This window comes from Streptococcus sp. S784/96/1, assembly GCF_902729355.1.
In the GTDB taxonomy this organism is placed as follows: domain Bacteria; phylum Bacillota; class Bacilli; order Lactobacillales; family Streptococcaceae; genus Streptococcus; species Streptococcus caledonicus.
Genome location: NZ_CACVCC010000005.1, coordinates 92,638 through 107,659, shown reverse-complemented (window position 1 = coordinate 107,659; position 15,022 = coordinate 92,638). Strand labels below are relative to the sequence as shown.

The 15,022-nt window shown below is 39.4% G+C and carries 15 protein-coding genes; 1 reads left to right on the top strand and 14 read right to left on the bottom strand.

Features of this window, described 5'->3' with window-relative positions:
* Nucleotides 1-56 precede the first annotated feature (56 nt).
* The 5 genes from GZ996_RS02995 to GZ996_RS02975 form a co-directional block, all read right to left on the bottom strand.
* On the bottom strand, nt 57-377 hold the full coding sequence (locus GZ996_RS02995) for a transposase (protein ID WP_162011302.1): 321 nt from the start codon (nt 375-377) through the stop codon (nt 57-59).
* A gap of 106 nt (nt 378-483) precedes the next feature.
* On the bottom strand, nt 484-882 hold the full coding sequence (locus GZ996_RS02990) for an HIRAN domain-containing protein (RefSeq protein ID WP_162011301.1): 399 nt from the start codon (nt 880-882) through the stop codon (nt 484-486).
* Nucleotides 883-1,680, bottom strand: a complete 798-nt coding sequence (locus GZ996_RS02985; RefSeq protein ID WP_162011300.1) for a hypothetical protein — start codon at nt 1,678-1,680, stop codon at nt 883-885.
* Between the two features lie 67 nt (nt 1,681-1,747).
* Complete coding sequence (locus GZ996_RS02980) at nt 1,748-2,905, bottom strand: spr1629 family repressor/antitoxin (protein WP_162011299.1); 1,158 nt, start codon at nt 2,903-2,905, stop codon at nt 1,748-1,750.
* A 22-nt stretch (nt 2,906-2,927) separates the two neighbouring features.
* Nucleotides 2,928-3,659 carry a spr1630 family ClpXP-sensitive toxin gene (locus GZ996_RS02975; protein ID WP_018377627.1) on the bottom strand — a complete coding sequence of 244 codons (732 nt, stop codon included), beginning with the start codon at nt 3,657-3,659 and terminating at the stop codon, nt 2,928-2,930.
* A 145-nt stretch (nt 3,660-3,804) separates the two neighbouring features.
* Here GZ996_RS02975 and GZ996_RS02970 point away from each other — a divergent pair, with 145 nt between their 5' ends.
* Nucleotides 3,805-4,197: a (deoxy)nucleoside triphosphate pyrophosphohydrolase gene (locus GZ996_RS02970; RefSeq protein WP_018377626.1), complete on the top strand. Its 393-nt coding sequence runs from the start codon at nt 3,805-3,807 to the stop codon at nt 4,195-4,197.
* A 14-nt stretch (nt 4,198-4,211) separates the two neighbouring features.
* Here the strand turns inward: GZ996_RS02970 and GZ996_RS02965 are convergent, their stop codons facing one another.
* From GZ996_RS02965 to GZ996_RS02925, 9 genes are all read right to left on the bottom strand, one after another.
* Nucleotides 4,212-7,067: a DUF3427 domain-containing protein gene (locus GZ996_RS02965; protein ID WP_162011298.1), complete on the bottom strand. Its 2,856-nt coding sequence runs from the start codon at nt 7,065-7,067 to the stop codon at nt 4,212-4,214.
* Between the two features lie 93 nt (nt 7,068-7,160).
* Nucleotides 7,161-8,837 (bottom strand): RNA-directed DNA polymerase, encoded by a 1,677-nt coding sequence (locus tag GZ996_RS02960; RefSeq protein WP_162011297.1) that lies wholly within the window; start codon nt 8,835-8,837, stop codon nt 7,161-7,163.
* 167 nt (nt 8,838-9,004) lie between these two features.
* Nucleotides 9,005-11,656 carry a valine--tRNA ligase gene (locus GZ996_RS02955; protein WP_162011296.1) on the bottom strand — a complete coding sequence of 884 codons (2,652 nt, stop codon included), beginning with the start codon at nt 11,654-11,656 and terminating at the stop codon, nt 9,005-9,007.
* Nucleotides 11,657-11,668: 12 nt separating this feature from the next.
* Nucleotides 11,669-12,232: an ATP-binding protein gene (locus GZ996_RS02950; RefSeq protein WP_161978631.1), complete on the bottom strand. Its 564-nt coding sequence runs from the start codon at nt 12,230-12,232 to the stop codon at nt 11,669-11,671.
* A gap of 11 nt (nt 12,233-12,243) precedes the next feature.
* Entirely contained in the window at nt 12,244-12,891 is a 648-nt protein-coding gene (locus GZ996_RS02945) for an HD domain-containing protein (protein WP_162011295.1), read from the bottom strand.
* The gene (locus GZ996_RS02940) at nt 12,884-13,468 is read right to left on the bottom strand and encodes a GNAT family N-acetyltransferase (RefSeq protein ID WP_156806129.1); all 585 of its coding nucleotides are present in this window, start codon (nt 13,466-13,468) and stop codon (nt 12,884-12,886) included. The genes GZ996_RS02945 and GZ996_RS02940 overlap by 8 nt, the downstream gene beginning before the upstream one ends.
* Nucleotides 13,443-14,039, bottom strand: coding sequence for a flavin reductase family protein (locus GZ996_RS02935; protein ID WP_162011294.1), 597 nt, complete (start codon nt 14,037-14,039; stop codon nt 13,443-13,445). The genes GZ996_RS02940 and GZ996_RS02935 overlap by 26 nt, the downstream gene beginning before the upstream one ends.
* A gap of 252 nt (nt 14,040-14,291) precedes the next feature.
* Entirely contained in the window at nt 14,292-14,717 is a 426-nt protein-coding gene (locus tag GZ996_RS02930; protein ID WP_156806127.1) for a helix-hairpin-helix domain-containing protein, read from the bottom strand.
* Between the two features lie 18 nt (nt 14,718-14,735).
* On the bottom strand, nt 14,736-14,990 hold the full coding sequence (locus tag GZ996_RS02925) for a DUF1912 family protein (RefSeq protein ID WP_156806126.1): 255 nt from the start codon (nt 14,988-14,990) through the stop codon (nt 14,736-14,738).
* Nucleotides 14,991-15,022: the final 32 nt, after the last annotated feature.

The following is a 15,022-nucleotide window of genomic DNA, read 5'->3' as shown; positions in this document are numbered from 1 at the left end:
GGAGATGGAATAACGTTCTTTCAATTGTTCAACGACTTGATAAAGGTGGACTCTTCTCACTTTCTGAGGAGAGTCCTTAAGGTTTTTAAAATGTCATTCTCCATACGAAGAAAGGCATTCTGTTCCTCTATTGTCATTTCATCAAGATTGGTTGATTTTGGACGACCAGTTGATTTAGCACCTCTTAAATCTTGGTGGAGCAATTGTGGATTTTCGCGATATTTTCTAGTCCATGTGAGGACTTGATTGGTTGATTTCAAGCCATACTTTTTTACAATTGAGTCCATACCACCACTTTTCCCACTAAGATAGTCCTCGACTACTTGTATTTTGAATTCAGGTGGATACTTTGTAAATTTACTTCCTTTTTTAGCCATGAGAAAAGAACCTCCTTATAAGAACAGTATAGTACTTTTTATACTGTCCATTATAAGGGGTTCTTTTCAATGTCTGCTTTTCATCTTTGTATGTGATAGATTTCATCTAATCCCTCAAATAGATGCTAATGTCAATCTTGGTCCATTTGCCTTTTTGGGTTTTCTCTTGGATTTTGCCGATAAGGAGTTTTCCGGCATCCATAAGGCGGGCAAAGATGACGTTATCTTTTTTAGGGACATAGCCAATTTTCTGCCCTGCTTGGGTTTGAATCATAATGGCTTCCGCATCATAGGGATTATTGGGTTCTCTGAGAAAGACTAATTCCACTCCATTTTTCAAATCTGGCTCAATCATTTCAAAATTTTCAACATGCATAACACCTGCGACATAGGTATCAAAGAGAAAGATATCTCGTTCAAATGGCAGAGCAAAATCCACTTCACTACTTTTTTGGTGAAAAAGGCTGACCAGATCATTTCCTTTGTCTATCTTCTGTAAGTCCATCTAGCGTAACAACTCCTTGATTCTCTTGTCGTAGGTTTCTTTTGCTTTAATAAAATCAGCCTTAGCATTCCTTAACATTTCTTGACGCTCCGCTACCCATTTCTCATCCTGTAATAAGTCTTTATAGATATATGGATACTGCGACTTCATATTTTCAATCTGCTCTTCTAGTTGCTGAATTTGTACTCTCAACTGCTCAATCCGCTTTTTCAAGAGCGTATGGCTACCGAGAATATCACCATCTCCTCTATCCACTAGCAAATTATAAATCATCTGAACCGTCTCTAAATCAGCCGCCTCGTAGGCTGCCACAGCTGCATGAAAAAGTTTTAACTCCTCATCTGAAATGTCAGGATGCAAATCTGGGTGAAGGCACTTAATAATTTGACGATAGTATTGCTTTAAATCTTTGGTCTCGTCCTCTGTCAAAGCAGTGTATTGACTGCGCTCAATCGCCTTTGCAATCTCCTCAAACTGGAGTTTCAAACGCTCCATGTACTCTTTTAATTCCTCATCCAAAAGACGTTCAATCTCATCTAAATCAACCGTCTCTTGACGATTTTTCAAGGCCTGAAGTAATTCACATTTCCGCTTTGCCCGCAGATAATCACACTGCGCCTGAAAAGCCTCATACTCAAACCGACCAATCTTGAGCATAAAATCCATCTCAATATTTTTACAAACATGGAGCAATAGGTCGTCTCGCTCAGACAGCAAGGCAGCTAGTTGCACTTTTAACTCAGCTAACTCCTCCTCCAAGCTCCCCTGACTCGCCAAACGTATGATAGATTCCGACATAAATTACCTCGTGGGATGTTTATTTTAGATAGATAACGTCACAACAACTTTTTGAATGCTTATTTAACTATCCCATTTTCCTCGAAAATAAAGGAATGACGTTATCAAATCTTGTGTCAGTTTCACGGTAGGGGTCAAAAAATTGGTCATCAAAGCCAAATAATTGACTGATGTATTGTGTAGAAGCTTTCTGAGATCTTGTCAAATCAGGTAAGGTCAATAATTTATGCGATAAAATCACTTCCAAAATACTTCTGATTTTGCTTGGATGTTTTATCGGAATATCCGTATCTAAGGGCTCAACAATTTTATAACCTTTTTTAGAAATCTGTCTATAAAAATAAGCATTCTGCTGTGGTGTCAACAAACTTAATGTGTAAGCACGATATTCCAAAGCCTGAATGGAGACATGATACTTCTGCTTCAAAAGGACATACTGATCTGGATTACTCACTCGCTTACCTACCAAATCATGAAAATCTCGTAAAAACTCTTCTTCTGGCAACAAGAAATAGGAAGCAAACTGATTTGCCTCTCTTTCTTTTTCCTCTAAATCAGCTACTGAAAGCTCTTCAAAATCAATTTGTTGATGCAGTAACAAGTGACCCAACTCATGCGCCAAATCAAAGTTACGACGGACAGATGATTTTCCAACTCCGAGTATGATAAAGGGACGTCCATTCTTTGACCACGCACTATAAGCATCTGCTTGCCCATTGATCAATCGTTCTGAAATGTAGATTCCCGACTTTTCCAAATGATAGAGAAGATTACTATTGTCCGAAGCAATCGTTAGCGCCTTCCGAGCCATCATCGCTATCTCTTGAATTGCCAAACCATCTTGAAAAAGTTGATTGGTTTCCTCACACAAGTCATAAATAATCTGATGTGGAATCTGAACAAACTGCTCCAAATAATCAATCATCTGATTTAATTTCTCAAGGTAAATCGTCTGAATGCGGATGGTCTTTTTCGTCTCCAAATCCGCATTCCGAAAAGCAATCCGACTCAAATCAAATTGAGACGGCTGCTCTGCTTTATCAAAATAATCAATCGCTACATGGAAAAGTTGACCCAGAGCCATCAAATGCTTCATTTTAGGTGTTGTCTGCTGGTTCTCAAACTGCCAAATCGCCTGCTCACTCACCTGCAATTTCTCAGCCAACTCTGAGCGCGTCAACCCATGCAACAACCGCAACTCTTCCAAAATATGACCATTAAACATGGAAATTCCCTTTCTAAAGCAACTATCCTTGTTTTTGAATAGCTACACGTGGTAGAATACCAAATTCTTCAATATCGTTAATATCAGACAAGTCTGTAAATTTATGGTATTTGTCATCAGTGAAATCAATTGAACTTGAACTGATATATTCGGATAAATCTTGCAACTCCAATAATTTCCCATAACGTGCGTCTGGCATCACTACTTGAATCTTTGTCATTTGGTAACTTTTATCTACTTGATGTGTTATAATCAAAAAATTATCAAAAGTTGATTCGGTGTGAGTTAAGGCTTCAAATTGCTCATCTTGAATAAGCTCTAACTGAATCTTATCTAATTTGAGCTCACTAGAATGATTATCAATCTTAATTTGCTCCGCAATAAAGCGATTATTGATTTCAGCAAGATCAAATAAGTAACCGTCCTTTTCCTTTGCTACTTTTGGAAAATTTTGTTTCAAGCGAGCCTCGCCCTTGATAATGAGTAATACCTTACCCAAGCCTGTATTCTCACTCTCAAACTCGATATATTCCCAAGATTGACCTGCATGCTGAACGGTATCATTTGTTATAAATGGTAAGTTTGCTTTAGAAACAGCATCATCAATATAATTAGGCTTTGTCCATGCAAAACCTGCAGAGACTATCATCTCCTCCTTTGCCTTCAGCCGTACATCCAAATATGCCTTATACCCCTTCAAAATAGCATCTACAATTTGTTGTCCCTGCGATTCATCAAACACTGGATATCCCATATAGTACCTCGACTCCTTTTTCTTCTATTTTACCCATTTTTATAAAATTTCGCTACAAAAAACAATATTTTTTTAAAGTTACTAACTATTATGTTAATAAACCAGTTTTTTTTGATATGATAGTGTTATAACAAAGGAGAACACCATGTCGAAAAAAATTATCAACGTCGTTGCTGCTGCTATTTTGAAGGATGGGAAATACTTCTGTGCTCAGCGTCCAGAAGGAAAATCACTGGCTGGTTTTTGGGAATTTCCGGGTGGGAAATTAGAGGACGGAGAATCTCCTCAAGAAGCACTTATCCGTGAAATCAAAGAGGAATTCAATGCTGATATTGAAGCGTTGAACTACGTCAACGAAGCCTCTTATGACTATGACTTCGGAACTGTTGTTATGAAGACTTTTGAGGCAAAACTCTTATCTGAACAGTTAACTTTATTAGAGCACCAAGACTCCAAATGGTTAGAACCTAGCCTGCTCCACACTCTTGATTGGGCACCTGTTGATCGTCCTGCTGTTGACTTATTAAGCAAAAAATGAGATTCAAAAGAACCTCATTTTTTTGTAATATAGTCATATAAATCCTGTTTTACAGCAGTCTCCAATTTTAGCTGCATCCTTACAACCTTTTTATTTGATTCCGATTCAACATCATTTTGAGCAGTTCCTTCAATATATTTCACTTCTCCCATGAAATAGTGTTCTGATCCTTCATCCTTACTTTTATTAATAAAAAGGTAAAGTTTCATACCAGTACTTGCCGAATTGATAATCTCTTTAACTTGTTTGGAGTTCAGATCAGTATCCTTTCGAGTCATCCAGTTAAATATTTTTTCATTCGTAAAGAAGTCTTTATAGGGAATTTCTCCATTTTTTTCCTTGTGATAACCTACAAATATTGGACACTTATTGTATTTCAATTTATAACCATAGACGGTAGAACTCTCATCTTTTTCCCAGTTGAATAATTTACACATATCTTTTCTGGTATATTTTTCACCAATTTTGAGATTACCAGTTGTTCCCCGAGACTTATAAATTCCTACTTTAATAGCATCAATACATAGATCATAAAAAAGTTTTCTTTCAATAAGTTTAGAAAATAATCTATTTAAGGAATAAACATCATTTTCATCATCAATCAAAGGCATGTTTCCATATTTATTTCTATCGTTTTCTACAAAAAACGATAACTTTAATATCCTTTCCATAGTACTCAGTGTATGACAATCATTATTCATACCTTCTTTACCTAGTAGTTCCTTAAAATCCGACTTAGTTATTGTGCCATAATTAACTAGATACTCCAACAACAATACTTCTTGAGGTCGCTTACTTCCTAATAATTCTGTCGTCAGGAAATTTAAATACCCTCTTTCTTCTCTGGTTAAATCAATCACTGAATCAGAGAATTTATTTAGAACATCTGCATAATTCTTAAAAGAACTATTTTTAAAGAACGTCAGCGGATCAATGCCATTATAAGTCACAAAATCTTTCAAAAACGGTTGACGACCTAATTTATTCTGCAAATCCAAATAACTATCTCTCAGAATTTTCATGCTGGATAGACTGGTGTTCGTAATAGACTCAAAAATCTGTTTGCGGGCAACCTCTTCAAAATTGATCGTCGTCAAACCACTGATCAAATTCGCTTCACGGACTTCGCGACGGTAATTATCCTTGTTCATGGACTGATCACCAAACAGAGCCACTGGAATCAGATAGTTATTGCGATAATTCCCAATAAAATCAATAATGGTCACATAGTCTTTTGAATCATGCTTACGCAGACCACGGCCTAGTTGTTGAACGAAGATAATGCTGGACTCCGTATTCCGAAGCATGACCACCTGATTAACACTAGGAATGTCAATCCCTTCATTGAAAATATCAACCGTGAGTAGGTAATCTAGTTCACCCTTTTCAAGCTCTTGCACTGCCTTTTCACGGACTGTTTGACTATCATCACCTGTCAAGGCCTGTGTACGAAAACCTTTTTGATTTAAGAGAATAGACAATTCTCTTGCTTCATTCTTACTGGAACAGAACATCAAGCCACGCACAGACTCACCACTATGCCCATAGTAATTGATTTTTTCGAGAATATGGTTGACGCGTTCTTTGGAAACAAGATTTGAGAAATCTTCCTTCTCACTAATGAGCTCACCGTCGACCAAAATATCGGTCACTCCAAAATAGTGGAAAGGACAGAGCAAATCCGCATCCATAGCATCTTGCAGACGAATTTCATAGGCGATATTGTAATCAAATAACTCATAAATATTTTGCCCATCCGTCCGCTCAGGTGTCGCCGTCATTCCTAGAAGAAAGTCTGGAGTAAAGTAATTCATCACCTTCTTATAAGATTCTGCACCAGCCTTATGAACTTCGTCAATCAAAATGTAATTGAAAAAAACAGGCGCAAAGCGTTGCAAGTGCTCATCACGTGATAGGGTCTGAATGGTCGCAAAAATGTACTTCTTATTAGAAATATCGATACCTGACTTATAAAGACAAGCTTCGTCATCAGAAAAACCAAGCACACGTTGGAAACTTTCCAAAGACTTTCTCAAAATCTGCTCACGGTGCACAATAAAAAGCACACGCTCCGGATTGACCTGCCAAACATCAAAAGCTGACAAATAGGTTTTCCCAGTACCTGTCGCAGAGATCACAAGAGCTTTCTGAGCGCCATTATCACGCACTTGCTGTAAACCAGCCAACGCTTCTTTTTGCATTTTATTTGGCTCAATCTTGCCGACTTGGTAGTCTGCTTTTAGCTCTTCCTCAAAGGTCGTTACCTGAATAACAGACTTCCGTTTTCGTTTATAGGATTCAATAATCTCAGCTGTCAATGGTCTAGATAATTCCCAGACTCGGTCAAATTCTTGCTTAGTCTGATAAAGTAAGTCCCCATTATCCGTCGAATTGAGCTTGATATTCCACTCATAATTTTGTTTCAAGGCTGTCGCTGTTAAATTGGATGAGCCAGCAATCAGAACTTGTTTGTTTTCCTGCTCAAACAAATAATATTTGGAATGCAGCTGCAAGGATTCCTGAGAAATCCTTGCTTCCACATTTGGCAATTTCAATAAATCATACATAGCCAAAGGGTCATTGAAATCTAGGTATGGTGAAATCAAGATTTTCCCCTGAACACCACGTGCCGCCAAATCAGCCAACTGCGCCTTGATCATAGAAATCCCAGACTGGGTCACAAAAGCCACCGAGAAATAAAAGGCCGTACTCTTGAGCAATTCCTCCTGCAAATCCGTCAGAACAAAACGCTTCTCCTCAGCATTATTAATCAAAATCTTGGGCGCATAAGTGACATCCCGAAACCGTACCCGATCAATAAACCCAAACTGCATCGACTCTAACAACTGAGCCTCAAAAGCTGATCCCATAAAAAATAGTCCTATCTAGTTGATAGAACTATTATCTAATATATTGGTAGGGATGTAAAGAGCTGGTTTAGGACTATATACTGAAAATTGCTTTTATTTTTTTGAAGAAATAATTTTATTAATAAAGAAGTCTTCTTCGTGAAACTTTATATCTTTAAAAAACGGCCTTTTTTCTCCCTTAGACAAGTTTGAATTAATCATTTTTAAAATTTGTCTCTCTTCCCATTTATCAGCTCTATAGTAGTAATCTCGGATTTCTAATAGTTCTCCTCTTGTTAAACTACCATCCAATCCTTCAAGGATTGCCCTCCCAATATAATCTCCTGAATTCCTTTTTAAATTTCTAAAACTATTTAATAATATTTGTTTATTGTCAAACGGAGGTGTTGAGTAGAGTCTAGTCAAATAAACTTGAATATATTCAGGTGCATCTAAATTAGTCATCCAATATTCAAAATCATTGCATATCTTTTGAATTACTTCCTTTGAAATTCCTTCACATTTAAGTACAGTATCAACAAAATAGGGAATAAACTGGGGATACTTTTGCAGTATATTAGGTAATTCCCCAAGTCTCTCATACTCTTCGCGTGCGACAATTGTGCGAATAATGCTAGTCATCATTTTTTCATCAACAAGTACAGACTGAGTAGCTTTATTCAACATGTTTTCAAGATCATTCTCCTTTAATTTCTTGATTTCTTTATTTGAAAGTCTCCTAAATTTAGTGGGTATGAGACCAGAATAACCTTTTATTATTTTAGAAACTTTATCTTTTTCTTGAATACTCTTAGTTTCATTATCTTGTTCAAGATCCTGTCGGTGAGAATTACTTTCAATTTCTTCAATCGTAGATAGTTCTATCTTAAATTCTGAAATATCCCGCACTCTAGTTTTTTGAGTATTAAGGAATATTCCCTCTTTGCTTAAGCGAGCAGTTAAAAGTGCTAAATTATTGTGCGCCTCAATCGCATCTTTTGCAAAAATTCTATAATCATCTACAAATCTACAAAACTCTATCTTTTTTGATATTAAATAATTATCAACTTCAATGAGAGCAGACTCAGCTAAAATCCTAGAAGCATTTGAACCTACTGGCAATCCATATGAATCTCTGTTAGCCCAATACAGCAGAAGTTCATTTATTATATATATAATATCTTCATCAATTTTAGGATTCGATCTTAAAACTGACTCTACTCTATGGATATTTAACCTATCATAAAAATTTGCAATATCGCACTCTACTACGACTTTATATTCTTCTTTCCTACTCTTTTTAAGAATAGCATTTCTAAACGTAGAATAATTATATTTTTTATCAAATAATATACCAGACTTATTGCCATTAACAAATCTATAAGAGAATACTTTATTGAGAGATTTTTTTATTCTCATATTTTCTATTTGCTGAGCAATACTTAATACCAGGGTAAGATATACGATTTCATCATATATGTCTACAATAGCACATTTTCGATAATCTGAAAGGTTTTTCTTAGGTACCAAAACATGACCTAGTTTGTGAACCTTTAATTTTGAAAAGTTATTTTTTTCTTGGCTCCCACTGTTTCCTAAACTTTCAATTCCTAAAGCAGCCTGAATAGAACTACATACCAAGCTCACCATCTCATTTTTTATATCTTGATTTTTTAAAAAATCAATTTCAAAAGCATGGTTAAATATCTCAACATCCGTTGTGCCTTCATACAAAACATTTGCTATTGCTCGTCTACACGATTCTTTCAATTTTTCCTTACTAATTCCCATTTCACACCTTAGTTTTTATCTGTTCATCCCTAAATGCTTTATTATGCTCATAGTCTACTGAAAAAAAGAAAACATAATTTCCTTTTATTTAAGTAAAAAAACAATATCTAGATTCATTATACAAAAAAACGCTAGCATTTACTAACGTTTTCATAACCATTATTACCTTACTTCACCAACTTCTCCATCTCTTTGATACGCTCTACGGTCGCATCATATTTAGCTTGGTAGTCGGTTTGTTTGGCTTTTTCTTTTTCGACGACTTCTGGTTTGGCGTTGGCGACGAAGCGTTCGTTGCTGAGTTTTTTGCCGACCATGTCGAGTTCTTTCTGCCATTTAGCGAGTTCTTTGTTGAGGCGCTCGAGCTCTTCTTCCACGTTGAGCAAGTCGGCGAGTGGGAGGAAGATTTCAGCGCCTGTGATAACGGCTGACATGGCAAGTTCTGGGTTAGTGATACGTGATGAGATTTCAAGCGTTTCTGGGTTTGTGAAACGTTTGATGTAGTTGACATTGCTGTTGAAGAAGCTTTCCAAGTCGCTGTCGCTTGTTTTCACAAGGATGGTGATTGGTTTGCTTGGAGCAACGTTCACTTCTGCACGCGCATTTCGCACGGTACGAATCAGGTCTTTCAAGCTTTCCACGCCTTTGTGGGCAGCTTCATTTTCAAAGGCAGCATCAACTGTTGGGTAGTCCGCTATCACGATAGAGCCTTCAGCATATTGGCCAAAGATTTCTTCCGTCACGAACGGCATGATTGGGTGAAGAAGACGAAGGATTTTATCCAATGTGTAGAGGAGGACAGAGCGCGTGATAACCTTCTCGTCTTCGTTGTCGCTGTAAAGGACTTCCTTAGTCAATTCCACGTACCAGTTGGCGAACTCTTCCCAGATGAAGTTGTAGAGGATGTGACCTGCCACACCAAACTCAAACTTGTCAAAGTTCTCCGTCACCTTGCCGATGGTCTCATTGAGGTTGTGGAGAATCCATTTATCCGTCACGTTTCCAGCTTCACCAGCAGCAACTTTATCAACATTGGCTGTCGCATCAGCTAGCGTCAAGCCTTCATTATTCATGAGAATGTAGCGCGAAATGTTCCAGATTTTGTTAATGAAGTTCCATGAGGCATCCATTTTTTCGTATGAGAAACGGACATCCTGTCCTGGGGCAGAGCCGTTAGATAAGAACCAACGTAAGCTATCTGTACCATATTTCTCAATAACATCCATTGGGTCAATACCATTACCTAAGGACTTGGACATCTTGCGCCCTTCTTCGTCACGGATAAGTCCGTGGATAAGAGCATTCTTAAACGGGCTCTTACCAGTAAATTCAATTCCTTGGAAAATCATACGAGACACCCAGAATGGAATAATATCGTAGCCCGTTACCAAGGTTGAAGTTGGGTAATATCTCTTGAAATCTTCTGCTTCTGTATCAGGCCAACCCATTGTTGAGAATGGCCAAAGAGCAGAGCTGAACCATGTGTCAAGGACGTCTTCGTCCTGTTTCCAACCGTCACCTTCTGGAGCTTCCTCACCGACGTACATCTCACCTGCTTCATTGTACCAGGCAGGGATTTGGTGACCCCACCAAAGCTGACGAGAAATTACCCAGTCGTGAACATTTTCCATCCATTGAAGGAAAGTATCGTTGAAACGTGGTGGGTAGAATTCCACCTTGTCGTCTGTGTCTTGGTTGGCAATGGCATTTTTCGCCAATTGATCCATTTTAACGAACCACTGAGTTGATAAGCGAGGCTCAACCACCACACCTGTACGTTCTGAGTGACCAACCGAGTGAACACGTTTTTCGATTTCGACAAGGGCACCCAATTCTTCCAACTTCGCTACAACAGCTTTACGCGCTGCAAAACGGTCCATGCCTGCAAATTCGCCAGCCAGTTCGTTCATAGTACCGTCAGCGTTCATGACATTGACTTGTGGCAAGTTATGGCGCTGACCAACCTCAAAGTCGTTCGGGTCATGGGCAGGTGTGATTTTCACCACCCCTGTTCCGAATTCTGGATCGGCATGCTCGTCGGCAACGATTGGGATAAGCTTATTCACGATTGGAAGAACCACGTTTTTACCAATCAAATCCTTGTAACGAGGATCTTCTGGGTTTACGGCAACGGCAACGTCTCCAAACATGGTTTCTGGTCGCGTTGTTGCCACTTGAAGGGCGCGCGAGCCATCTTCCAACAGATAATTCATGTGGTAGAAGGCACCCTCAACGTCCTTGTGGATAACTTCGATGTCTGAAAGGGCTGTACGGGCTGCTGGGTCCCAGTTGATGATGAACTCACCGCGGTAGATCCAGTCTTTTTTGTAGAGGTCCACAAAGACCTTGCGCACGGCTTTTGACAGGCCTTCATCAAGGGTGAAACGCTCGCGTGAGTAATCGACAGAAAGCCCCATCTTGCCCCACTGCTCCTTGATAGTGGTCGCATACTCGTCCTTCCATTCCCAAACTTTGTCTAGGAATTTTTCACGACCGAGATCGTAGCGCGTGATGCCCTGCTCACGAAGGCGCTCCTCAACCTTAGCTTGCGTCGCGATACCCGCGTGGTCCATACCAGGCAACCAGAGCGTATCAAAGCCCTGCATGCGTTTTTGGCGGATAATGATATCTTGAAGAGTCGTGTCCCAAGCGTGGCCAAGGTGCAACTTACCAGTAACATTTGGCGGTGGAATCACGATAGAATAAGGCTTGGCCTTCTTGTCGCCTGACGGCTTGAAAACATCTTGGTCTAACCAAGTTTGATAACGCCCAGCCTCAACCTCGGCTGGATTGTATTTTGGTGATAGTTCTTTTGACATATGATGTCCTTCCTAATTTTCTTGTATTTCTTTTATGTTTTGTAAAATAAGCTGCGCTGTTTCCTGAGGAGAAAGCTCGGTATTATTAACTTTAACATACCGTCTCAGGCTTTCTGGTGATTTTTCTGGATTAAAGTTAGCAAAAGTCGCTGTCTCTAAAATATCTTTTTCAGACCACTCTATATGGCGCTTTATAGGTTTATGATAGAGACGATTTTCTGTTTTATTACGTCTTAAACGTTCTTGCAAATCCGTTTCTAACTCGACAAATAAAACTTCTCTATCCCACTGCTGAAAAATCGATTGGATTTCTTCTAAAAAAGCAATATCATCAGGATCATTGAAATCAATAACCACTGTAAAAATCATCTGTTGATTTGTTTTGGCAAAGGTTTTGAAAAACTCCACTCGAATCGTATTGATTAGTTCTCTAGCCTCAGTTGACATCGGTATAAATTTTGTAACAAAATCAATGGATTCATGATTATGGAAAAGGACTAAATCAGATTGTTTTTCAAGTTCTTGCCCAATTGTCATTTTTCCAGACGCTTGAGCTCCGATTAAGATTATATTCATATCACTTTCCTCTACCTCTCCCCTTCCCACTCGGCATAGAACTGATCGAGGTAATCTAGCATGAACTGGTGTCGTTGTTCTGCCAGTTTTTTTCCCGTCTCGGTATTCATCAGATCTTTGAGTTTGAGGAGTTTTTCATAGAAGTGCATGATGGCGGTGTCTTCACCCTTGCGGTAATCTTCTAGGGTTAGGTTCTCACGCGCTTGTTTATTGGGGTCGTGGATGAGTCTGCCTTTATTGCCTGAGTAGGCCATGGTTCTGGCAATACCGATAGCTCCGATGGCATCTAGCCTATCTGCGTCTTGAACCACTTGCCCTTCTAGCGACAGCACTGCCTGATTGTGCCCACCCTTGTAAGAAATACCTTGGATAATGGCTAAAATTTCTGCTTTCAGCTCACTTGGGAGCGACTGACTATCTAGGAAAGCGGTCAGTTTAGCTAAACCTTCTGCTTCGCTGGCATTTAATTTCTCATCTGCCACATCGTGGAGGAGCGCAGCCATTTCACAGATAAAAGGATCAGCACCATCTTCTTTGGCAATGGTCAAGGTGGTCTTGGTCACACGGACAATGTGCCACCAGTCATGACCACTCGCTTCACCATCAGAAAGATTTTTGACAAACTGACGAGTATTTTCTAAGATGAGTTTTTTATCCATGACTTGCCTCCCATTCTGACTTCAAAAGTCCAAAACGAAGATCTGCGCAGCGATTTCCCAAAGCATCACGGCGATCACGGATGGTCGCTTCAAGGGTAAAGCCTAGTTTCTCAGCAATTTTCCGACTTCCGCCATTGTAATCAAAGCAGGAAATTTCTACCTTGTGCAGATCAAGGAGGGTGAACGCTAACTCCACGAGAGCTTCCACCGCTTCGGTCATCAGACCTTGGCGCCAATAATCAGGGTGGAGGAGGTAGCCAATCTCGAGGACATCATCAGCATGACGGTGGTTAAAGTCCACAGAGCCAATCACACGGTCCTCACCTTTCAGGGTAATGCCGTAGCCAGATGGGAGGTTGTGGTCCGCCTCACGCTGAGGTAAGGTGGTTTCGAGATAGGTAATTTCATCCTCCAAGCTCGTGACGGGTGGAAATCCTGCCGGATAGGACACTTCTGCCAATTTAGCATAGGCAAAAATGTCTTCAACATCCGCTACTGTGCGCTGACGTAAAACCAAGCGGTCAGTCTCGACAACTGGCAGACGCTTGCCATCATAAGGTTCTAGAATTTTCAACACGAACTACCTCCTTGCCTTGTTTCATAAAATGACCTAATTTATCGCTCCGCGTGTCATCTAAATAACGATAGACACGCTCCTTACCATCTCCCATATACTCAATAGGATGAAAAGCTCTGCTATTGAACCGCCCCTTAGCATCCAAAAGGCTGTCATCCACCCAACGTTTGACAATCCGTGCGGTAATATTGACATAATTTTCGTGGGTCTGGATATTAGTCACGGCACACTCGATTGAAATCGGGCATTGGGTCAATAACGGAGCATCTATCTCGTTTGCAATCGTATAATCAAGTTTGGTCAAAGATAACTTATCTCTGGAGCTGTGAAAACCTGCCTGTTCAATCTGCAACATAAGATTTTCTGTCGGAACATTCACGGTAAATTGACCATATTTTTTGATTTGTTTAGTCGCATTGTTTCCTTTAAACAGCCCAATCACCATCATATCACTGAGGCTATAAGAGGAACTGGAGGTCGTGATATTGTAACCATGATCCTCATCCTTGTAGCCCAGAATAAAAACGGGATAGCCAAGATAACATTTTGTTGTTTCAAATACCTGCTTCATAACCACTTCTCCATATAAAAATCCCCATCTAGCTAACGCTAGACAGGGACGAAGTTCATTTCTGATTTCCGCGGTACCACCCAGATTCGGACTATTCCAGTCCGCAACTCATACTATTTCAGTAATCACATCAGTAACCAGTCTTGACATTTGTGCGGATTTCTCAGCAATACCGCTTTCTGTAACAAATGGGCTTCAAAACACCTCTGAGCATTCCTATTTTAACAGAAACTAATTATTTATTCAACTGATTTATGCCTTGAATGTGATACCAATTTCTTTTAATTTTTTTAGGGTCGCAGGACCAATGCCTTTAAGTTCCAACAATTCTTTTTCAGTCCAAGAAGCAAAATCCTTTGCTGTACAAATACCTTCCGCATAGAATGTCTCCACACGCGCAACTGCCAATCCTGTCAATTCATTTGTCAAGTCTTCTAAGCTTGCTTCAGATTTCTTTGTCACTTTTTCGACAACCGCCTTACCTTCCTCAACCTTTTCTTTTACTATTTCAACCACTTCATTAATTTTTTCTGTTGCGACAGCTGTCACATCTGAGGCTTGATGAGCTACTGTTTGTGCAGTCTCTGCTACGGTATTCCCCACCAATTTACCAGCTTTTCTCAAGGCTGCGAATTGTTTTTTCAATTGTTTTTTACGATTTACTTTTTTCTTTGCCATAATATCTTTCCTTTCCCTTTAATAATGTCTCTCTCCAAATAAGCCCTCAGGCAACTCATGAAATCCTTTACCTTCTTTATAATTAGCAAATTTCCCTTGAATAAAACGATAAGCATCAAGCTTGCTCTCATACCGAATATAAGCGTCTGCTGCACGACCATCCTTATCTTCTTCTAATACACGACGACTCTCTGTCATTGCCATTTCGTTAATCATAATCTGAGTGTTTATCCACTCTTCAAAATCTTTTAAGAACTCTTGTTCGTATGACATCTCTCTCTCCAAAATAAAAGAGTTGACCTTGG